At 35.9% G+C, this 21,186-nt stretch carries 21 protein-coding genes; 16 read left to right on the forward strand and 5 right to left on the reverse strand.

Annotated features, from left to right (window positions below; translation table 11 throughout):
- Positions 1–6: 6 nt before the first annotated feature.
- The 8 genes from GHD00_RS02880 to asnB all read left to right on the forward strand — a co-directional run bounded on the left by GHD00_RS02880 (position 7) and on the right by asnB (position 8,660).
- Positions 7–381: a YolD-like family protein gene (locus GHD00_RS02880; RefSeq protein ID WP_163536604.1), complete on the forward strand. Its 375-nt coding sequence runs from the start codon at positions 7–9 to the stop codon at positions 379–381.
- Between the two features lie 227 nt (positions 382–608).
- Positions 609–2,018, forward strand: a complete 1,410-nt coding sequence (locus GHD00_RS02885; protein ID WP_163536605.1) for an S-layer homology domain-containing protein — start codon at positions 609–611, stop codon at positions 2,016–2,018.
- 495 nt (positions 2,019–2,513) lie between these two features.
- Positions 2,514–3,353 (forward strand): ABC transporter ATP-binding protein, encoded by an 840-nt coding sequence (locus GHD00_RS02890; protein WP_163536606.1) that lies wholly within the window; start codon positions 2,514–2,516, stop codon positions 3,351–3,353.
- 175 nt (positions 3,354–3,528) lie between these two features.
- Positions 3,529–3,843, forward strand: a complete 315-nt coding sequence (locus GHD00_RS02895) for a hydrolase (RefSeq protein ID WP_163536607.1) — start codon at positions 3,529–3,531, stop codon at positions 3,841–3,843.
- A 96-nt stretch (positions 3,844–3,939) separates the two neighbouring features.
- The gene (locus GHD00_RS02900; RefSeq protein ID WP_163536608.1) at positions 3,940–4,503 is read left to right on the forward strand and encodes a hypothetical protein; all 564 of its coding nucleotides are present in this window, start codon (positions 3,940–3,942) and stop codon (positions 4,501–4,503) included.
- A 25-nt stretch (positions 4,504–4,528) separates the two neighbouring features.
- Positions 4,529–5,011, forward strand: a complete 483-nt coding sequence (gene ytkD / locus GHD00_RS02905; RefSeq protein ID WP_163536609.1) for an RNA deprotection pyrophosphohydrolase — start codon at positions 4,529–4,531, stop codon at positions 5,009–5,011.
- A gap of 403 nt (positions 5,012–5,414) precedes the next feature.
- Entirely contained in the window at positions 5,415–6,614 is a 1,200-nt protein-coding gene (gene metK, locus GHD00_RS02910) for a methionine adenosyltransferase (RefSeq protein WP_163536610.1), read from the forward strand.
- 141 nt (positions 6,615–6,755) lie between these two features.
- On the forward strand, positions 6,756–8,660 hold the full coding sequence (asnB, locus tag GHD00_RS02915) for an asparagine synthase (glutamine-hydrolyzing) (RefSeq protein ID WP_163536611.1): 1,905 nt from the start codon (positions 6,756–6,758) through the stop codon (positions 8,658–8,660).
- Here asnB and GHD00_RS02920 read toward each other — a convergent pair.
- The gene (locus tag GHD00_RS02920; protein WP_163536612.1) at positions 8,657–9,505 is read right to left on the reverse strand and encodes a C39 family peptidase; all 849 of its coding nucleotides are present in this window, start codon (positions 9,503–9,505) and stop codon (positions 8,657–8,659) included. The genes asnB and GHD00_RS02920 overlap by 4 nt on opposite strands.
- A gap of 29 nt (positions 9,506–9,534) precedes the next feature.
- On the reverse strand, positions 9,535–10,068 hold the full coding sequence (locus GHD00_RS02925) for a gamma carbonic anhydrase (protein ID WP_163536613.1): 534 nt from the start codon (positions 10,066–10,068) through the stop codon (positions 9,535–9,537).
- 85 nt (positions 10,069–10,153) lie between these two features.
- Between GHD00_RS02925 and GHD00_RS02930 the strand changes: the two genes are divergently transcribed.
- Positions 10,154–11,224, forward strand: a complete 1,071-nt coding sequence (locus tag GHD00_RS02930) for a tetraprenyl-beta-curcumene synthase family protein (RefSeq protein ID WP_276208248.1) — start codon at positions 10,154–10,156, stop codon at positions 11,222–11,224.
- 128 nt (positions 11,225–11,352) lie between these two features.
- On the opposite strand, the gene mnmM is transcribed toward GHD00_RS02930, so the two are convergent.
- Positions 11,353–11,916: a tRNA 5-(aminomethyl)-2-thiouridylate-methyltransferase MnmM gene (mnmM, locus tag GHD00_RS02935; RefSeq protein WP_163536614.1), complete on the reverse strand. Its 564-nt coding sequence runs from the start codon at positions 11,914–11,916 to the stop codon at positions 11,353–11,355.
- Positions 11,917–12,134: 218 nt separating this feature from the next.
- On the opposite strand from mnmM, the gene GHD00_RS02940 reads away from it, so the two are divergent.
- Positions 12,135–12,425 (forward strand): DUF2524 family protein, encoded by a 291-nt coding sequence (locus tag GHD00_RS02940; RefSeq protein ID WP_240468589.1) that lies wholly within the window; start codon positions 12,135–12,137, stop codon positions 12,423–12,425.
- 44 nt (positions 12,426–12,469) lie between these two features.
- On the opposite strand, the gene GHD00_RS02945 is transcribed toward GHD00_RS02940, so the two are convergent.
- Positions 12,470–13,696, reverse strand: a complete 1,227-nt coding sequence (locus tag GHD00_RS02945; protein ID WP_163536616.1) for an MFS transporter — start codon at positions 13,694–13,696, stop codon at positions 12,470–12,472.
- Between the two features lie 455 nt (positions 13,697–14,151).
- Between GHD00_RS02945 and GHD00_RS02950 the strand changes: the two genes are divergently transcribed.
- Together GHD00_RS02950 and GHD00_RS02955 are read left to right on the forward strand one after the other, a co-directional pair.
- Positions 14,152–14,784, forward strand: a complete 633-nt coding sequence (locus GHD00_RS02950; RefSeq protein WP_163536617.1) for a helix-turn-helix transcriptional regulator — start codon at positions 14,152–14,154, stop codon at positions 14,782–14,784.
- A gap of 19 nt (positions 14,785–14,803) precedes the next feature.
- Positions 14,804–15,613, forward strand: a complete 810-nt coding sequence (locus tag GHD00_RS02955) for a pyruvate, water dikinase regulatory protein (protein ID WP_163536618.1) — start codon at positions 14,804–14,806, stop codon at positions 15,611–15,613.
- Between the two features lie 133 nt (positions 15,614–15,746).
- On the opposite strand, the gene GHD00_RS02960 is transcribed toward GHD00_RS02955, so the two are convergent.
- Entirely contained in the window at positions 15,747–16,214 is a 468-nt protein-coding gene (locus tag GHD00_RS02960; protein ID WP_163536619.1) for a nucleoside deaminase, read from the reverse strand.
- A gap of 136 nt (positions 16,215–16,350) precedes the next feature.
- Between GHD00_RS02960 and GHD00_RS02965 the strand changes: the two genes are divergently transcribed.
- The 4 genes from GHD00_RS02965 (at position 16,351) to nirD (ending at position 21,091) form a co-directional block, all read left to right on the forward strand.
- Positions 16,351–17,319: a 2-hydroxyacid dehydrogenase gene (locus GHD00_RS02965; RefSeq protein ID WP_163536620.1), complete on the forward strand. Its 969-nt coding sequence runs from the start codon at positions 16,351–16,353 to the stop codon at positions 17,317–17,319.
- Positions 17,320–17,680: 361 nt separating this feature from the next.
- Positions 17,681–17,935: a hypothetical protein gene (locus GHD00_RS02970; RefSeq protein WP_240468579.1), complete on the forward strand. Its 255-nt coding sequence runs from the start codon at positions 17,681–17,683 to the stop codon at positions 17,933–17,935.
- A 405-nt stretch (positions 17,936–18,340) separates the two neighbouring features.
- Entirely contained in the window at positions 18,341–20,740 is a 2,400-nt protein-coding gene (gene nirB, locus GHD00_RS02975) for a nitrite reductase large subunit NirB (protein ID WP_163536621.1), read from the forward strand.
- 18 nt (positions 20,741–20,758) lie between these two features.
- Positions 20,759–21,091 (forward strand): nitrite reductase small subunit NirD, encoded by a 333-nt coding sequence (nirD, locus tag GHD00_RS02980; RefSeq protein ID WP_163536622.1) that lies wholly within the window; start codon positions 20,759–20,761, stop codon positions 21,089–21,091.
- Positions 21,092–21,186 lie beyond the last annotated feature (95 nt).

Raw genomic sequence — 21,186 nt, forward strand, 5'->3', positions numbered from 1 at the left:
GTTAACATGAGACCTAATAAACTAACGCCTGGATCCAATTTATTATGGGAGTCGAGCCGTATGATGTTACCCGAACATAAACAGGTACTTCAACGCCACCAAAAAGAGCTGAATCAAAAATCAAAACCTACTCTGGATGAACAACAGATGGATTTATTGTCACAAATGATTTCGGATGCAATGGAGCAGAACTGCATCGTTAAGGTTCACCTTTTTCATCTGTATCAAGATAAATACATGATTGGAAAAATACAGAAAACAGCGCCAGAGCGTGGTGAAATACAGTTAAGTTCCAAAAACAATAGCAAATGGATACACTTTGGTGACATTTTAGATATTTCTTTTCCTTCTAATGAGGAGATGAACATAGATCACCCATGATGTAGAAATGGAGCAATAAAAGTGAGAGAAAATCTAATAGTTTGTTGTTAGAGCAAGGATTTACCACACCCTTGCTCTGTTTTAATCAAATATGCTATTTACCATCGTGATATGCTTAAACAAAAATATGTAAAATTAGACAAAATATCAAATATTTGAAAGGGATTCGACATTATAGATAGAATAAGGGTATAAAAACATAGAGAGGAGAATATGTAATTAAGAAATTGCTTTTATTGCTCTGTGCCTTTTTATTAGCTATCTCGTTTTTACCTCAGCATGGAGAAGCCGCAAAAAAATTCCCTGATGTAAATCAATATTCTGACCATATTTCGAAATTGGTAGATCTAGGAATCATTAATGGTTATCCAGATGGAACTTTTAAACCAGAGAATGACATATTACGAATTCATGCGGTGAATATGATTTTACGTGAGATGGGGGTAGATGTAGAGAATAGTAATGCACCAGACCCAGAATTTAAAGATATATCTCCAGGAGATAGGGAATTTAAGGCTGTTGCTAAAGCAGTTGAATTAGGCTTTATCAAAGGTAAACCAGATGGTACGTTCGACCCCAGAGGTAACTTAACAAGAGGGCAAATGGCATCTATCTTAGTTAAAGCTTATGAACTTGAAGGTAATTATAATGGAGAATTCACGGATATAAGTGATAGTCACTGGGCCCACGATATCGTATCCAAATTAGCTGCAAATGGGATCACTACTGGATATCAAGATGGTACTTTCCGTTCTAATGAAAAGCTATCAAGAAAACATTTCGCTGTATTTTTATCTAGAACAATTGTAGAAGATTCAGAAGAAGAAAATACAGGAAATGAATATAAAACGGAAAAGAATGTCTGGATCTGGGATCGTACCGCCATCTCTGAAACGCCTGATGAAACCATTAACTTTTTAGTCCAACACCACGTTGATAATCTTTACTTGCATTTTAATCCGCTAATTAAAGAAAGCTATCCTTATTTCATCCAAAAGGCGACAGAAAATGGGATGAAAGTCCATGCCTTAATGGGAGCTCCTAAATGGGGTCTTGAAGCTAATGTTTCGGATGGGAAACATCGAATCGATTTAGTGAGAGAGTATAACGAAAATGCTCCAGCTGATGGAAAATTCATTGGGATTCATTTTGATATTGAACCGCATGTACTGGATGAATGGGATCAGGATCGTGCAGATGCTGTACAACAATGGGTTAACGCCGCACAAGAATATATTGAGTATGCGAAGGAGTTTGGATTTACTGTAGGTACTGATTTGCCTTTTTGGACGGATGGGCCAAGTGTGGAGCCATATTATCCTCACTTTTATCAAAAAATGATTGATATGAATGATTATGTAACGGTGATGGCTTATCGAAATACTGCGTTAGGATCCAATAGCATCACTTCTCTGTCTGAAAATGAAGTGTTATATGCGGATTCGCCGAAAGTAGAGATTGGGGTTGAACTAAACCCTCATTATTTAGATTATGTAAGCTTTGATAACAAAACGAATCTCGAAATGGAAGAAGAACTTGCCTTAGTAAGAGATTATTACAAAGACTTAAAGGCGATTGGTTTTAAAGGTATTACTTACCATAGCTATCGAGGGTGGAGAGATTTAACCAATCGATAAGGAGAGACTTCCATCAGTGGGGGTTCTTCACCCCCTTCTTGATGAGTTAGCAAAACTTATCAGGGTGCTAGCGTCCGTTATCCCCCGCTTAATTACTACTTCTTTCATTATTTTAAGTCTTAAAGTGGAGGTCTTACGACGATTGTTCACCGTGATGTGATAAAGTGATTTCAATAAAAATTTGCTTCATAAAAATAAGTATATCATCACCACTACCAGAGTGTAGAGGTGATTTCTTTATTCATTATTCGTATTTATTAGGGTTTTGTGTGTAATGCCTAATTGAGAATGTGTTTTATAATTATTTTTAAACAACCCCTATATTTAATGAGAAAAGAGACGTTAAGAAAATGTGAGAATTTATTGAAAGTGATTATCAAAGTCATTGACTTTTGCCAAAAAAACAAATAAACTGGACCCAGGTGAAAAAAAAGGATCGTAAATATATAGTGTATGTATTGCGTCAAAAAGTGTGATTTAAGGGAGAGGTTCCGAATGGAAACATTGGTCACCAAAGATTTAACGCTTGGTTACGGGGACGAAGTCATTATAGATGAATTAGATATCACTATTCCTAAAGGGGAAATAACAGTATTTATAGGTGGAAACGGTTGTGGAAAATCAACGCTTTTACGTTCACTAGCACGATTATTAAAGCCGAAGCAAGGAGATGTTGTGCTAAATGGGGAAGATATTGCGAAGGTTCCAACTAAGGAAGTAGCAAAACAATTAGCTATTTTACCGCAAAGCCCAGTTAGTCCAGAAGGTTTAACCGTTGAAGACTTGGTGAAACAAGGAAGACATCCATATAAGACGATGTTTAAAAGATGGTCAAAAGAGGACGAAGAAGCGGTGAATGAAGCATTGCAAGCAACCAATATGGTTGATCTAAAAAATCGAGCAGTGGATTCTCTATCTGGAGGGCAGCGTCAGCGTGCATGGATTGCTATGACGCTTGCACAAGGAACGGACACGATTTTATTAGATGAACCGACTACTTATTTAGATATGACGCATCAAATCGAAATATTAGACTTGTTATTTGAATTAAATGAAAAGCGAAAAAGCACGATCGTGATGGTTCTGCATGATTTGAATTTAGCATGTCGATATGCTCATCACATTGTAGCTATTAAAAATAAGAAAGTTTATGCGCAAGGCAGACCAGAAGAAATTATAAATTGCGGTTTAGTCCATGACGTTTTTCAAATGAAATGTGATGTGATGTATGACCCAATGTTCGGAACACCAATGTGTATACCTCACGGACGTGGACGATGCTTAATTAAAGAAGCTGTAGAGGAATCAAAACAACAACACGCCTATACTTCCTAATCAAAAGCTCTTTATTCTGTTTTACAGTTACAGAATAAAGAGCTTTTTTTATATGGAAACCACCACAAGAAGCCTTCTGATGAATGAATTATTGTCCTATTTCCAACATATTATGGAGCTTTGAATACATTAAATTATTGTAAAAACATACACTATCGTGAAGGAGTGAGGACGTATGGAGAAGAAAAAATACTATGTAAATATTGGAACACAAGAAATTTCACAAATACCCTACGGAAATAATGATCATATTGTGATTCATGCAACAGACGAGGAAGTGTTTAACCTCAGAGAGAAATTTAATGAGATGCACGATGCGGAAATCGGAACTTTTGTCCGTGCGCATATCCCATTTGTTCCCTATCATCATGATACACAAAATGATGATTATGACCGCGGCATACAAGAAGTGATGCAAATGATTTATCAATTAGCAGATGCAGAAACAAAAAAAGCTATGGAAAGTAGTATGAATGTGGAAAAAAAGTGAAACAAAAAGTAATGTAGAAACGTCCAATATATAAAGATGTTTAAGGTGAGAATAAAAGAGGAATAGATCTATAGGAGAAATGGAGGGAGAATCCTTATGAGGAAAATGTATATCCTGATAACCATTCTAGTACTTATAGCCTTTACTATCATTGTGACTAAACAGATAAATACAACATATGCAACTGGAACGCATACGGAACAAATACAAAAAGCAGCGGTTAGCGAAAAAGTGGAATGGGAAGGTGTGGGACAAGCAGCTGAAAACGAAAAGGCAGAAGCCTTATCTCATGAGACGATAGTACGATTGACAGATCAATTTATGGAGCTGCTCGTACAAGAGACAGATGACAATTATCGCGTTAAGCATTATGATACAAAAGAAGCATTATTAGATGCTTTCGATCCCTATGTTAAAAGGGAATCGGCAGAACCATATATCGATTATTATTATGAAGAAAAGGCAGACGGCTTATATATTATACCAACAGAAACCCCTCCATGGTTTCAAAAAGATCAAGAATATGAGAAAATAGTAAAAGATAAAAAAACAGTAGAAATAAAACAAACAAACCAAACGGACTTATACGGTCCTTATACTATTATAATCGAATTTCAAAATATAGATGGCTCATGGATCATAGCAAATATTCGCAATTAACAGCCGTAAAAGGTAGTATGGTATTATGAAAACATTTTATGATTATTACAACAATAAAGTACAATTAGATTTTGAAAAACAACCTTTTGACAAAAACCCTAAGCATGTATGGGTAATATGTCGTTATCGGTCACAATGGTTGTTAACACACCACCGTAATAGAGGTATAGAGTTTCCAGGTGGAAAGGTGGAACCAGGAGAAACTCCGAAAGAAGCAGCTATTCGTGAAGTACTTGAAGAAACAGGAGGAATTATTGAACAAATCACCTATATTGGTCAATATTTTGTATCAGGAAAAGGTGGAAAATTAGCTAAAAATATTTATTTTGCCACCATTGAGAAGCTGGAAGAACAAGACACTTACTTTGAAACAGAAGGGCCTATCTTACTTGATGCAATACCAGAAAACATTCTATCCAATAAAGCGTACAGCTTTATTATGAAAGATAAAGTATTAGCGTATAGCATGGAGTATATACAAAAACATCTATCCCCGACATATAGCTAATCTAAAAGGGTTAGCTATTTTTTTGTTGTATATATGCTCTCGTTGACTTTCTGGTATGAATTGGATAACATACATATAATGAGCATGGTCGAAAATGAACAATACTGAAATTAACTCGTGCAATTTTCCGATAAACATTGTATAGTTGAACATGATGATATTTTTTTATAAGATAAAATTATTCGTTAAATTGACGTGATAAAATGAGACTTCCATCAATGGGGTTTTCTTCATCCCCGACTGATGATTAGAGAAACTTATCAGGGTGCTAGCGTTCGTTATCCCCCACTTATCCTTTTTTTATCAAGCGAAGAAGTAGGGGGGCTTACGGACGATTGTTCCCCGTGATAAATAGAGTTGTATAGCTTTTTTATGGTAGGTTTTAAGGGAGGAAAGAAATAAAATGACTCAAAATAGACGTTTATTCACATCAGAATCGGTTACAGAAGGACATCCGGATAAAATTTGTGACCAGATATCTGACGCAATACTAGATGAAATTGTTAAAAATGATCCAAACGCAAGAGTAGCATGTGAAACAACCGTGACGACTGGTTTAGTTTTAGTGGCTGGTGAAATTACCACTTCTACATATGTAGATATACCGAAAATTGTCCGTAACACGATTAAAGAGATAGGTTATACAAGAGCAAAATACGGATTTGATGCAGAAACATGCGGTGTATTAACTGCTATTGATGAACAATCAGCAGATATTGCTGGAGGAGTAAACACAGCATTGGAAGCAAGAGAAGGGCAAATGACAGAAGACGAGTTAGAAGCCATAGGTGCAGGGGATCAAGGGTTAATGTTCGGTTATGCTAATAATGAAACCCCTGAATTGATGCCTTTACCGATCAGTTTAGCACATAAGCTTTCAAAGCGATTGTCTGATGTAAGAAAAAATGGCACGCTCGGCTATCTGCGACCAGATGGGAAAACACAAGTGACGGTTGAGTATGATGAAAATAACAAGCCAGTACGTATTGATACTATCGTCATTTCGACGCAGCATCATCAGGATATTAAGTTAGAACAAATTCAAAAAGATGTTAAAGAACATGTGATTCAGCCTATTGTACCTAAGGACTTATTACAGAATACAAAATATTTCATTAATCCAACAGGAAGATTTGTGATCGGTGGCCCACAAGGGGATGCAGGGTTAACAGGAAGAAAACTTATTGTTGATACCTATGGCGGATATGCTCGTCATGGCGGTGGCGCATTTAGTGGCAAGGATGCAACCAAAGTAGACCGTTCCGCAGCGTATGCAGCACGATATGTGGCAAAAAATATTGTCGCAGCAGGTCTAGCAGAAGCGTGTGAAGTACAATTTGCCTATGCCATTGGTGTGGCACAGCCAGTGTCTATCTCGATTAATACATTCGGTACAGGAAAATATACAGAAGAAGAATTAGTGAATGCAGTCCGTCATTTGTTTGACCTTCGACCTGCTGGGATTATTAAAATGCTTGATTTAAGAAGACCTATTTATCGTAACACAGCAGCATATGGACATTTCGGCAGAACAGATGAAGCATTCCCTTGGGAAAAAACAGATAAGGTAGAGCAATTAAAGGCATATTTAGCTAATTCATAAAGCATGATATGTAAATTTAAGACCAAGTACGGATAGGTGCTTGGTTTTTAAAATGGTATAATAAATGATGATAAGACGTAACTTAGACAACAGTTATTCGTCGAATATATAGAAAGAAAAAATTGAAAGAGGGAACATAACATGTGTGGATTTATCGGGATATTAAAGAATGAGAAGAATTATTGGCAAAAGCAACAGAGGGAACAGTTTGAAAATAGAAATGCAGCCATCTATCATAGAGGACCTGATGATGAAGGGTATTATGAAGATGAGGATGTGTTATTTGGGTTTCGTCGTTTAAGTATTATTGATATCGAAAGTGGACATCAACCATTCACCTATAATGATGAACAATATTGGATGGTGTTTAATGGAGAAATATACAATTATTTAGAGTTGAAAAATCAATTACAAGCAAATGGCTATTCCTTTACAACGGACTCTGATACAGAAGTGATATTAGCAATGTTTCAGGAATATGGAGTAGATGCATTTAAGCAACTTAGAGGTATGTTTGCGATTTTAATATGGGATAAAACAAATGAAAGCCTGTATGGCGCAAGAGATCCATTTGGAATTAAGCCTTTTTTCTATAAAGAAGCAGAGGAAGGTACCTATTTTACTTCTGAGAAAAAGAGTTTATTAGCATTAGATGGAGAAAGCGTGGATGCAGAATCACTGCAACAATATTTAAGCTTTCAATATGTACCAGAACCAAATACAATGCATCAATCGATCAAAAAGATAGAACCAGGGCATTATTTTGTGAAAAAGCAAGGGGAAGATTTCCAATTCCATCGCTATTTCCATGCAACTTTTCACCCTATTCAACGAAAGGAAAGCTATTGGGTGAAAAGGATACGAGAAGTAATGTTTGATTCTGTAAAGGTACACATGCGCAGTGATGTTCCAGTCGGTTCTTTTTTATCTGGAGGGATTGATTCATCATTAATTGTGGCAATGGCAAAACAATATCATCCAGATATTAAAACTTTCTCTGTTGGTTTTGAGCAAGAAGGGTATTCGGAAGTTGATGTTGCCAAAGAGACAGCTGAAAGACTTGGTGTGGAAAATATATCGTATATGATTTCACCAGAAGAATATGTGGCCAAACTCCCTAAAATCATTTGGCACTTAGATGACCCGTTGGCAGATCCGGCTTGTGTGCCATTGTATTTTGTAGCAAGAGAAGCGAAAAAACATGTTACTGTGGTATTGTCTGGGGAAGGATCAGATGAATTATTTGGTGGTTATAACATTTATAGAGAGCCGGAGTCTTTAAAAGTTTTTGATTCGATTCCAACTCCTGCAAAAGATTTACTAGCTCGAGTTGCACAGGTTTTACCAGAAGGGGTAAAAGGAAAAAGCTTCTTAGAACGCGGTACAACTCCATTGAGAGATCGTTATATTGGAAATGCGAAAATTTTAGAAGAGAAGGAGAAAATAGATTTATTACAAAAATATAATCCAAATGCTTCTTATCAACATATTACGTCACCTTTTTATGACCGTGTGATCAATGACCCATTAGTAAATCAAATGCAGTATATCGATATCCAAACATGGCTGCGCGGAGATATTTTACTAAAGGCGGATAAGATGACGATGGCCCATTCATTAGAATTACGTGTACCATTTTTAGATAAAGAAGTGTTTGATGTGGCTAGAGAAATACCAGTCGATATGAAAATTGCTAATGGAACTACAAAAGATATTTTAAGAAAAGCTGCAAGAGGTGTAGTACCAGATCATGTCCTAGATCGTAAAAAACTAGGCTTTCCAGTGCCAATTAGATATTGGCTCAAAAAGGAATTAAATAGTTGGGCAAAGCAATTAATTCAAGAAAGTGAGACAGACCATTTATTAAATAAAGAGGTCATTTATCAATTGTTGGAGGATCATTGCGCAGATAGAGCGGACAATAGCAGGAAATTGTGGACAGTTTTTATGTTTATGATTTGGCATCAAGTTTATATGGAAAACAAATATGATATGAACGAATTGCAAATAGAAGATCAAGCAAAAAGCAAGCTACCTTCGTCTTAATGGACGGTAATAGCTTGCTTGCCCATTTGCTCCCAGGCAGCAATAAATGGTTGTTTGGGAGCTTTTTTTGCTTTGCCATCATAAGGATCATTAAAATAGATATATGAGGAATCATACCCAGTCACTAAAACGGCATGTTGCTTATGGGTAATTTCAACAGGTCCTTGAGGCGTTTGCCATGTTTGAAACTGTTCCTCCTCTAATGGTTTATAGGTGATATTAGTAATAATAACAACAGGTTGCTTATTAGCAATAAATTCCATAACTTCGGTAAACGGTTGACTTGTTAAATCCTTAGCACTATTCCCCATATAATCTTTTGTTAATTGATATAAAGGCTCATGATAAACGCCATATCCAGGTTCATCAAGAGAAAACATACTCCCGACGAAACCTTTATTAGGGTTGCCAAAATAAATTTCTCCGTTTTTTTCTTGATAGGATGTGGTATCTTTTTTTATTTGATCAGCCAAAGTTAATTTATCGATTTCTAGTCCATGAAATTGTAATAACATCGCTAAAGAAGTGACTTCACATCCACGCGGTAATTCAGGATATTGTTGAATGGATGGGGCTTGATTGTTTGCTTTCAAAGGTACTTTTGGGATTAATTGCTTTGCTTGAGAGTCGTGATAAGTAATGATATATTTGTTTTCTTCCTCAGCATAGACCCATTGGATGTTCAAGTTCGAAAGTATGAAGCTTACTAATAAAACTCCTATGGTGATAAATAAATAAAGGTAAAACATGGCAGCATATCGTAAAATTTTCCTTTGATATAGCTTGTAATAATACAAAAGAAAAAAGACCATTATGAAAGATATACTAAAAAGGAAAATTAACATAGGTAAACCTCCGAAATCGGACCAACTCTTTATATGCTTTCATCAGTAGATGAAGATGTTTTTTCTTTGTAATATTGTCCTTTTTTGACATAATCTAATTGAATCCGTTTCATTTCTTCTTTATCTTTATCGGTTAGTTCTCGTATAACTTTAACAGGACTACCAAACGCCAAAGTATTTGGAGGTATTTTTTTGCCCGGTGGTACAAGACTTCCTGCACCTATGAATGCACCTTCACCGATTTCTGCACCATCCAAAATGATAGATCCCATACCAATCAGGGCATTTTTTCTTATGATAGAGGAATGCAAGGTCACTTGATGCCCTATCGTTACCTTATCCTCAATGATTAACGGAAGCTCAGGACTTTGATGTAAAAGAGACAAATCCTGCACATTAGAATGTGCACCAATTTTTACTGGTGCTACGTCTCCTCGAATGACAGTTTTAAACCATATACTAGTAAATGGACCTATTTCGACATCACCAGTAATGACAGCATCTTTTGCAATAAATGCGTTTTGATCGATGCTGGGAGTTTTTCCTTTATAATCGCAAATCAATGTGATAACCTCCTATTATCATGATAATAATATGATATCATAAATTTAGATAAATTGAATATTTGAGAGAAGTGAGGGAACAAGATTGTCTGTAAAAATCCCAACGAATGCTCCAATTTTAATGAAAAATGTGTATCAAAAAATATTCCCCCAAGTAAATAAAGAGTTAGCTTATTGGAAAAAGAGAGCACAGGCTATTCCAAATCAAGAATTGAGAACACAAGCATTAGCAAGTATTCAAGCAAAGAAGTTTCACTGCCAAGGCGGAAGCGTTTATAGCATTCTAGCAAGACATAATTGGAAAGAAGCTATTCAGTTTATTGTGGCTTATCAAACCATCAGTGATTATTTAGATAATTTATGTGATAGAAGTACGTCATTAGATCCGCAAGATTTTAGGCAGTTACATCAATCGATGGAGGACGCTTTATCACCTGAAAATATGATGAAAAACTACTATCGATATCGCGAAGATCAAGCAGATGGAGATTATTTGCAGGATTTAGTCCAAACCTGCCAAAAAGTATTGCGGTCCATTTATAACTTTGAGGACATCCATCCTTATGTTCTTCAGTTGGAAGCACTGTATAGTGATTTACAAGTACATAAACATGTTTGTCATGAAGAAAGAATACCTAGACTGGAAACATGGTTTCAACATTATCAAAAACAATGGCCGATGCTTAGCTGGTATGAGTTTTCAGCTTGTACAGGTTCGACTTTAGGCATCTTTTGTATGGTTTCTTATGGGTTAAATAATCAAATGAGTAAATCTTTAGCTAAAAATATTTTTGATAGTTACTTTCCATATTTGCAAGGATTACATATTATGCTGGATTACTTTATTGATCAACAAGAAGATGAAGAGGAAGGCGATTTAAATTTTTGCCATTATTATAAAGACGAACAGGAATTAGAGCAACGGTTGGTTTATTTTGTAGAACAAACGAATCAGCAGGTGAAAAAATTACCAGACCAAGCTTTTCATGAGATGATTCAACACGGTCTTGTTGGTTTGTATTTAGCAGATCCAAAAGTAAAAAAATTAAAAGATGGATATCAAACATCAAAACGCCTTATAAAAGCAAGTGGGAGAAAATCGCAATTTTTTCATTGGAATATCAAAATGTACAACAGGTTAGCAGGAAGATATTAAAGAAATACTGGCTAGCGCCAAGCCTTTAGGAGCAGTGTGATAGCATCTGAATTCTTAAAATTGTTCACTACGTCGGATAACTTCCTTGCTGATAATTTATGCTTTCCTAAATGGTAAAAAAGAGACCCTTAGTTGGTCTCTTTTATTTTTTCTATAGCTAAAATGAATGGAGGGTTATTCACTTGGTTTATAAATTGATATTGTAGAACTTGAAAATATTGTTGATCTAGCTGAGTACAATAATCCAATAAAGCTTGTTTTTCTTCTGCTCCACCAGTATGCCCGTGATAAACAACTAAAACAATTCGCCCCTTCTTTTTTAGTAAAGTTATAAGTGCTTGGATAGCTTGGATCGTTGCTTTGGGTTTTGTGATGATGGAATGGTCGCCTTTTGGTAAATATCCTAAATTAAAGATCGCTCCTGCGATCTCCTCTGAAACATAGTGTTTTACTTGTTCATGTCCATCTAATATGAGTTGCACATTGTGACATTGATGATGTTGCAAATGGTTTTTTGTTTGATTAATTGCCTGTTCCTGTATATCAAATCCAAACACTTTACCTGTATGGCCTACTAGCTGGCTTAAAAATAAGGTATCATGTCCATTTCCGCAGGTTGCATCAATGACAATTTCTCCTTTATCAACCACTTCACGAAGTATAGTATGTGCATAAGGAATAATTTTTTGCATGTTTTTCACACCTTGCAATTTTTTATCACGGTAAATAACCGTCCGTAAAACCTCACTTCAAAAGTGCACAAAAGAAATTCGAGTGGGGATAACGGACGCTAACACCCTGATTGAGTTTCACTTTATAAGCTTATTGTAGCAAATTGTTGTAGTACTGGAAATAATTCGATTCAGCCTACTAGGATAAACGAATATGTTTGGTTAAAAATAAAAGAGAGGTGATAAAATTGGCTACAAGAGATTCTGTTGAACATTTACTAACAAAAGGTCATCAAATTATAGAGCAAGCAGAAGAACAGCTGCAAATGTCTAATCGAAATCATTTTAATTTAAATGAAGATTATACCAACGCTCATTTAGAATTAGAGAAATTAGTGCAAGATATTGATAAAATGATGAATAGTGCAAATGAACAACAACGGGAACAATTGCATCGCTTCTCCCTAGTCGTTAACGAAAAATTAAACGACATGATCCTAGACGAAGTAGACATAAACAGATATGAATAATTGTGGAGAACGGGTGGTATCTGGCACTGCCCGTTCTCATACCTTTATAGCAGTTGTTGGTGTTTTTTTAACTTTTGATAAATAAGTATACAAGCAATCATGCATAAGAATGCGGTGCTTGCAATGAAAAAATAACCTGCTTGGATCCCCAGCTGATTGCTTTGTTGATATGTAGGATAAAAAGATAAGTAAGTCACCCAATCAATAATATAACCAATTAGCAAATTAGTTATCACTGTGCCTATCCCGATCAGTGTGACCGTAAAGGTTATGGCAGTATCGACTCCATTTGTATATCTTTTAGCTAACAGCGCCATAATGGTTGGATATATTGGACCGATACCTAAGCCTGCAATCGCAAACAGAATGGCAAAAGCATCATCTAAAAAAATGGCAAGCGTACTTGTGATACCAGCAAACCCGGAAAATAGAATGATAGATATGGTATAACCAAATTTATCTGTAACAGGACCTAAACATAATCTTGCTAACATAAAACAAAAGAAAAAGATGGCTAACATATTAGAAGCATCAGTCAATCCCCATTCATCCACTTTCACTAAATAATGTACAAGCCATGCAGCCATTCCTAATTCAGCAGTCACCCCCATTGTTAATGCTAAAACAATTAACCACGCAATCGGGTCATGTGTTAGTTTATGTAAAGAAGTTTTATCTTCCTCATCACTCTCTTCTTGAGGGAATCGGCTTAGCATAACGGGAATAATTGGTAATAAAGATAAAGAAAGCATGATCATATACATACCACGCCATCCTAATACGGTTGAAGACATTTCCCATCCCATCATTTGTGCTGCTACAATGGGGGCAATAGTAGAACCGAGGCCATAGAAAAAATGAGATAGATTTAACATAGTTCCTGTATTTTTTGTAAACAATCGTGCCGCAATAATAGCTAAACCAATTTCTAACATCCCATTTCCTAAGTATAGTAAAAAATAGGCTCCGACTAAGGAAACGAAATTAGTTGAGAGATAGATGAAAACACCTGAAAGCGCCATTAAAATAAAGGTTAGAATACTGATCGTTTTAGCGCCTATCTTGCTGATCAACCATGAAGTATATGTACAGGCAAGTAAAAAACTAAATGCATTGATTGCTAATAACAATCCTAGTTTTCCTTCGGTGATAGATAAATCCTGCTGCATATCAGGTAATGCCGGTCCTTTAATATTCTCGGATACACCAAAAATGAAAAAACCACCGAATATGACAAACAATAAAACATAATAATTTTTTCTCTGTTTCATTTTTAGCCCCCCCTAAAATCACAACTATTACACTATTGTAACGCAAGGTTGACTATTTGTAATTTATGATTACTTTAATCGAACGCAAGAATTTAAAACTGAAAACATGAACTTTACTTAAATACGAAATATTAGAATTAAGTTGTATTATTTATAAGGCTGTTTTCCATGGGGGTGTTGCTGATTTAAATAAAACTTTATTGCACCATATCCATAAATTGCGCAGTAATCTTAGCATAACTTTCTACCATTCTTCCGAAGCGTCATTTAAACTCTCGCCCCACAGTATTGCGCAGTTTGGTTCTATTGTGTAATAAAAAACAAAATATTAAAACGAGATAATTTTAACGTGCATATTTGGTACTCTCTATATATTTTCTCTCCCAAAAATATGTTATGATAACGTTATAACCAATAATTTTTATGTTTTGGTATCCTGATTCAGGAGGAAGAAGATGATCGATTTTACAGAGCGACAACAGCATATTATGGAAATTTTAAAAAAACATGAGCCCATTACAGCTGTACAAATAGCTGAAATGCTTGGAGTTAGCAAGGGAACGATCCGCTCTGACTTAGCAGTGCTTGTCATGACAGGGAACATTGAAGCAAAACCGAAAGTAGGCTATTATTTAGCAAAAAAATCGACTGCAACCACACAACAAAACCTTTGGCACCATCAGTTAGTCAAAGATGTCCAAGGATTTGCAGTAACTGTACAGGGTACAACAACTGTAAATGATGCTGTTATTTCTTTATTTATAGAAGATGTAGGATCGTTAATCGTCGTAGATGAAAATCACTGTTTAGAAGGGATTGTTTCTAGGAAGGATCTTTTAAAAGTGACATTAGGAAATCCTCAAGCAGCATCTATGCCTGTTCAGTTAGTCATGACAAGAAAGCCGAAAATATACACGGCAACACCAGAAGAAACACTTATAGAGGCATCAAAGAAAATGATCCATTATCAAGTAGATAGCTTACCTGTTGTAAAACAAGCGGAGCATGATAATGAACAAGCATTAAAAGTAGTGGGTAGAATCACCAAAACTAGCATAGTAAAAGCGTTGATAGAATCTGAAGCATAGAACAAAGGGGAGCTTATATATGGTACATAACGAATCATTTATATATGTTTGCTCAGATGCAGTGGGGGAAACAGCAGAAGCGGTTGTTCAAGCTACTATTAGACAATTTACAAATGATCACGTTAAAGTTAAAAGGCATAGTCACATTCAATCAGAAGAAGAAATTGAATCCATTGTACATGAAGTAAAGCAGAACTCTAGTTTTATTGCATACACGTTAGTGCAACCAGAATTAAGAGCGAAAATGCAGCAAGAAGCGATTCGTTATGATTTACGGGCTGTTGATGTGATGGGACCCATGATGCAAGCTTATATAGACACATTTAACGATGCACCTAAGCCAGAACCTGGCCAGCGCCAGGTACTAGATGAAGAGTATTTTAACCGTATCGAAGCTGTTGAGTTTGCAGTCAAATATGACGACGGAAAAGATGTAAGAGGTTTGTTGCTCGCAGATGTCGTATTAATTGGGGTATCGCGTACATCTAAAACACCTTTAAGCATTTTTCTGGCACATAAAGGCATTAAAACAGCTAATTTACCAATATTACCTGATATGGAGGCACCAGAGGAACTTTTTAAACCAGAGGATCGTATGATTATTGGATTAACGATTGATCCTAGTCACCTTTTAAAAATTCGAACAGAACGTTTGAAAACACTTGGTTTACCACCACAATCTAAGTATGCATCGATGGACCAAATTAAAAAAGAGTTAAAAACAGCAGATGCATTAATGAAAAAGTTAGACTGTCCAATCATTAATGTTTCCGATAAATCCATCGAGGAAACTGCTGGTGTCATTATGGATATGCGTGCTGAAAGTTAGAAAACTAATGGGCGGCTGTCTCTTAAATTTTCGAATGGATGAGCATTTTTTTTGGACAGCTTTATAAGTTGAAACAGCAGAATATGAGGATGAGAAAAATGCTTCTTCCTTCACGAGGAAGCATTTTTCTTGTTTAATACTCGATTTTATCTGTTGTGTTTTTCCACAGTTCAAACGGTAATAATTTTGTTTTGCATTCGATTTTTTTCATATGTAAACTTCTCTTATTTATGGCTAAAGCAAGCTGATCATAAATATATTGATCGTCAAAGCCAATTTCCGCAGCTTCTTTTCTTGTATTGTAATAGTATACGGCTTTTGGGCGTGCCCAATAGATGGCGCCAAGACACATTGGACATGGTTCACAACTTGTGTAAATGTCACAGTCTTTTAATTGATAATCTTCTAAGTGCTGACAAGCATTTCTTATCGCTGTTATTTCAGCATGAGCTGAAGGATCATTGGTTGTTGTAACAAGATTTGTACCTTTTCCAATTATTTTACCATTTTTTACAATAACTGCCCCAAAGGGACCGCCTTTTTTATTTTTTACATTATCGTATGCTATTTGCAATGCTAATTTCATATAATCTATATTCATCTATATACCTCCTATATTTTTATACTATCATTTATAATGCAATAGGAGGAGAATAAAAATAATTTATTCTGAATTTTTCGAATAAAGAAGGAAAACATGTTAAGATAAATAAAAAGAATAGAGAAGGAGAGTATATATGGGTAAACGTGTATTAGTAACAGAACTTATTCCACAATCTATCAAAGAATTATTAGAGCAAGAAGTAGAAGTAGAAACTTGGGATTCATCGGAGCAAATGCCACGGGAGCTGCTGCTTCAAAAAATAAAAGATAAACATGGCTTTATTACAGGAAAAGATAAAATTGACGATGAGCTTTTAGAAGCAGGTAATCAATTAGAAGTGGTAAGCAATGTTTCAGTGGGCTATGATAACTATGATGTGGATGCCATTAAGCGTCATCAAATATTGGCAACGCATACACCTTATGTCTTAGATGAAACCGTAGCTGATTTAATCTTTGGTTTGATTCTGTCAGCTGCTCGTCGAATTACTGAATTAGACAAGTATGTAAAAGACGGTAAGTGGCAAGCATCAATAGATCAATCTTTATTCGGTCATAATGTACACCATAAAAAACTAGGAATTATCGGCCTTGGCAGAATTGGGGAAAAGGTAGCCAAACGTGCAACATTAGGATTTGAAATGGACGTATCTTATTATAATAGAAGTCGTAATGATCAAGCAGAAAAGGAATTAGGTGTTACATACGCATCTTTTCAAGATATTATAACAAACTCAGATTTTATTTTACTAATGACACCGCTAACAAAAGAAACTTATCATTTAATTGATCAGGCAGCATTTGAACAAATGAAAAAGACTTGCTTTTTCATTAATGCATCAAGGGGAGCAGTTGTAGATGAAAAAGCGTTGATTCAAGCGTTATTAGATAAGAAAATTGCTGGAGCAGGTTTAGATGTTTTTGAAAAAGAGCCAATAGACCCTAAGAATCCTTTATTAGAAATGGACAATGTTGTTACATTACCTCATATTGGTTCCGCTACAGCAGAAACGAGGAAAGCAATGAAAGAATTTGCAGCCAATAATTGTTTGCAAGCGCTTCGTGGAGAAGAGCCAGAAGCAGTGATAAAAGAGTTGAAATAATAACAAACTATGCTTGTTATAATAATTTAGATGTCGAAAGCCTAATAATTATTTACCACGGTGAACAACAGTTCGTAAGCCCTCACTTCAAGACTTGGCAATAAGTAGAAGTGGGGGTAACGGACGCTAGCACCCTGATAAGTTTCGCTAACTCATCAAGAAGGGGATAAAGTCCCCCACTGATGGAAGTCTCACTTTATTAGATACATAACATGTTAAACATGTCGACCGTAAAAAAAACTGAGGCTATCGCATCTGCGGTAGCCATTTTTTAATGCCCGAGGACAAAAAAATTGGAAAAATAGGTTTCATATACATTAAAATATTGTATGATAGTATTTGTGTGGAATGACTATGGGAAATGAACGGTATTAACGAGGTGGAAAAAGTGATAAATATAATAAAAGAATCATTAGAGATGCCTGTAGATAATTTTTTAGGAATGTTGATTTACGCCATTATTTTTATGTTTTTTGCAGGTGTAATTGCTTTACTAGCATTAAAATTTATTCCTAATCGATTACCATATGGGGCAAAAAGTGCGATCGTTTTTGCGGCCATTCTGATCAGCCTATTTCTTTGGTGGCAAATATTAATAAGACCTTCCATATCATAAAGTGGAAGTTATAGGGGGCTGTCTCATAAGATCAGTGTAAACTGATTTTTGGGGCAGCTTTTTTTACCGTATCAGAAAATAAAAATAGTCAGCAAGGAAGAATTCTCGACGTAGTAGACCATTTTAGGAAGATGATAAGGACAACTACGTCACTGACCTCGCCAATGGCTCGTCAATCTATGAGTTTTCTTTATGAAGTCATAAAAATGTGCATAGTGGCAGGATAGAGAAATCATCAATTCGGAAAGGAATGGAGTTATTATATTCTATTACATACTTATTGAATAGTAATTTGTCGAACTGAAAAATTATGTCAGATAAAATGACAAGTTCATAGATTAACCGTGCCAGCCTTTGTATGATGAAAACAAGTTAAATTTCCAAGGAAAAAGTGGGGGACAACAAATGGAAAAGCAAAAACTTGTGTTAATCGGAAATGGTATGGCAGGTATTCGAACCATCGAAGAAATCTTAAAACTATTACCTGACCAATTTGATATTACGGTTTTTGGTAAGGAGCCTTACCCAAATTATAATAGAATACAGTTATCCAAAGTGTTGCAAGGTGACACGGAATTAAAAGATATTACGCTAAATGAGTGGGATTGGTACGAAGATAATGGTATTCGTCTTTATCCTGGTGAAACAGTAACGAAAATTGATAAAGATAATCAGGTTGTTTATACCGATAAGGGAAAAGAAACAGCTTATGATAAGCTGATTATCGCAACAGGATCCAATCCATTTATGTTGCCATTACCTGGAGTGGATAAGGAAGGTGTTACGGCATTCCGTGATATCGAAGATTGCGAAAAGATGATTGAATATTCCGAAAAGTATAAGCGAGCAGCTGTTATCGGCGGTGGTTTATTAGGTTTAGAAGCAGCACGTGGTTTACTGAACTTAGGAATGGAAGTCGATGTCATTCACATAGCTGACTACTTAATGGAACGACAACTGGATCGTGCAGCAGGTAAATTATTACAACAAGAATTAGAAAAACAAGGTATGAACTTCTTATTAGAAAAACAAACCGCAGAGATTACAGGTAAAAAACGTGCAACAGGATTAAAGTTTAAAGACGGTGGAAAGATTCCAGCTGATTTAGTAGTAATGGCTGTCGGTATAAAACCAAATGTTGCTATGGCTCAAGAATCAGGTATTGAAGTAAATCGAGGCATCGTAGTAAATGACCACATGGAAACAAATGTGCCAAATATATATGCGGTTGGGGAATGTGCTGAGCATGATCAAATGGTGTATGGTTTGGTAGCACCATTATATGAACAAGGGCAAGCATTAGCGAAGCATATTTGTGGTATGAACCATCAAGGGTACAAAGGCTCTGTTTTATCTACTCAATTGAAAGTATCAGGTGTAGATGTTTTCTCAACAGGTTTAATTAATGAGACAGAAAACACGAAATCTATTAAAGTGTTTGATGAATGGAGAAACACATATAAGAAAGTATTAGTTGAAGATGACAAATTAACAGGTGCCGTATTATTTGGCGATACGTCAGAGGGTTCAAAACTATTAAGCTTAATCAAAAAAGGTGCAGATGTTGAAGAATATCTAGAAAGTGAATCAAGCGCTGATGATGGCGCAGATGTGGTAGCATCTATGAGTGATGATGAGCTCATTTGTGGTTGTAATGGGGTTTCAAAAGGTGCTATCGTGGATGCTATTAAATCAGATGGACTTACTTCTGTAGAAGAGATAAAAGGGGCGACAAATGCTTCTCGTTCTTGTGGTACATGTAAATCTCTCGTGTCTGACTTGTTGACACATACACTTGGTGATGAGTATGCAGGAAATGAAAAAGAAACGATTTGTGCTTGTACCGATTTATCTAGAGATGAAGTCATCGCAGAAATCAAAGAAAAAGGCTTAACTCATACAAAAGAGGTTATGAATGTACTTGAGTGGAAGACAGAAGAAGGCTGCTCTAAATGTAAGCCTGCTCTAAACTATTATCTTGGCATGGTATATCCGAAAGAGCACGAAGATGAAAGAGAATCCAGATTCGTTAATGAGCGTTTACACGCAAACATTCAAAAAGATGGTACGTATTCTGTTGTACCAAGAATGTACGGTGGTGTAACGAACGCTGAAGATCTTCGTACGATTGCAGATGTGGCAGAAAAATACGATGTTGGCATGATTAAATTAACTGGTGGTCAACGAATTGATTTACTTGGAGTTAAAAAAGAAGACTTACCAGATGTTTGGAAAGACTTAGGAATGCCTTCTGGTTCTGCATATGCCAAATCCGTTCGAACTGTCAAAACATGTGTTGGTGCTGAATTCTGTCGATTCGGTACACAAGATTCAACAGGAATGGGTATTCAGTTAGAGAAAAAATTTGAAGGCTTAAACACACCGCATAAAGTAAAAATGGGTGTATCTGCTTGTCCACGAAATTGTGCAGAAGGCGGTATTAAAGACGTTGGAGTTGTCGGTTTAGATGGTGTTTGGGAAATACATGTTGGCGGTAATGGCGGTACTGAATTACGTCAAGCAGAACTGCTGGCAAAAGTGAAAACACAAGCTGAAGTACTAGAATATACAGCTGCATTCTTGCAGTATTATCGTGAAAATGCTAGTTATTTAGAACGTACCTCTCACTATGTAGAGAGAGTAGGTATCGAGCATGTTCAGGATGTTGTTAATAATGATGAAATGAGAAAAGAATTAAGTGAAAGAATGGATGAGGCGTTATCTGTATATAAAGAGCCTTGGAACGATGTTATAGAAAGCGAAACAACATTAAAAGATCTATACGAAAAAGTAAATGCAAATTAATAGATGGGGGATATAGGGATGGAACAGACTGTGCGTAAAGTATATGTTGGCAACTACAGCGATTTACCAGAACGTATTGGAAAAACGGTTGTACTCGAAGATAAGGAAATTGCTGTATTTAAACTAACAAGCGGCAAATTACATGCTATTGAAAACCGCTGCCCACATAAAGGCGGTGTCCTTTCTGAAGGAATGGTTAGTGGAGAACATGTTTTTTGCCCATTACACGATTGGAAGATCAATATGACAGATGGTTTAGTACAAGCACCTGATGAAGGTTGTGTACAAACCTTCGATGTCGTTCAAGAAGGCGAAGAAGTGTATGTGAAAGTACCGGAAAATGAAGCATAAAGCATGATATAGGTACGCCTAATACTAGGCGTACCTCCATTGTAAAGAAGACTTGGTCATGGTACCAAGTTTTCTTTACAATATCAAAATTCATA

Origin of the sequence: Gracilibacillus sp. YIM 98692 (genome assembly GCF_010993965.1) — a bacterium.
Taxonomy (GTDB): Bacteria; Bacillota; Bacilli; order Bacillales; family Amphibacillaceae; genus Gracilibacillus.

Bases quoted from the DNA above. Each gene is read 5' to 3' on its own strand.
- GHD00_RS02880 (WP_163536604.1), top strand. From the start codon at position 7: ATGAGACCTAATAAACTAACGCCTGGATCCAATTTATTATGGGAGTCG.
- GHD00_RS02890 (WP_163536606.1), top strand. From the start codon at position 2,514: ATGGAAACATTGGTCACCAAAGATTTAACGCTTGGTTACGGGGACGAA.
- GHD00_RS02895 (WP_163536607.1), top strand. From the start codon at position 3,529: ATGGAGAAGAAAAAATACTATGTAAATATTGGAACACAAGAAATTTCA.
- GHD00_RS02900 (WP_163536608.1), top strand. From the start codon at position 3,940: ATGAGGAAAATGTATATCCTGATAACCATTCTAGTACTTATAGCCTTT.
- ytkD (WP_163536609.1), top strand. From the start codon at position 4,529: ATGAAAACATTTTATGATTATTACAACAATAAAGTACAATTAGATTTT.
- metK (WP_163536610.1), top strand. From the start codon at position 5,415: ATGACTCAAAATAGACGTTTATTCACATCAGAATCGGTTACAGAAGGA.
- asnB (WP_163536611.1), top strand. From the start codon at position 6,756: ATGTGTGGATTTATCGGGATATTAAAGAATGAGAAGAATTATTGGCAA.
- GHD00_RS02920 (WP_163536612.1), bottom strand. From the start codon at position 9,505: ATGTTAATTTTCCTTTTTAGTATATCTTTCATAATGGTCTTTTTTCTT.
- mnmM (WP_163536614.1), bottom strand. From the start codon at position 11,916: ATGCAAAAAATTATTCCTTATGCACATACTATACTTCGTGAAGTGGTT.
- GHD00_RS02945 (WP_163536616.1), bottom strand. From the start codon at position 13,696: ATGAAACAGAGAAAAAATTATTATGTTTTATTGTTTGTCATATTCGGT.
- GHD00_RS02950 (WP_163536617.1), top strand. From the start codon at position 14,152: ATGATCGATTTTACAGAGCGACAACAGCATATTATGGAAATTTTAAAA.
- GHD00_RS02955 (WP_163536618.1), top strand. From the start codon at position 14,804: ATGGTACATAACGAATCATTTATATATGTTTGCTCAGATGCAGTGGGG.
- GHD00_RS02960 (WP_163536619.1), bottom strand. From the start codon at position 16,214: ATGAATATAGATTATATGAAATTAGCATTGCAAATAGCATACGATAAT.
- GHD00_RS02965 (WP_163536620.1), top strand. From the start codon at position 16,351: ATGGGTAAACGTGTATTAGTAACAGAACTTATTCCACAATCTATCAAA.
- GHD00_RS02970 (WP_240468579.1), top strand. From the start codon at position 17,681: ATGAACGGTATTAACGAGGTGGAAAAAGTGATAAATATAATAAAAGAA.
- nirB (WP_163536621.1), top strand. From the start codon at position 18,341: ATGGAAAAGCAAAAACTTGTGTTAATCGGAAATGGTATGGCAGGTATT.
- nirD (WP_163536622.1), top strand. From the start codon at position 20,759: ATGGAACAGACTGTGCGTAAAGTATATGTTGGCAACTACAGCGATTTA.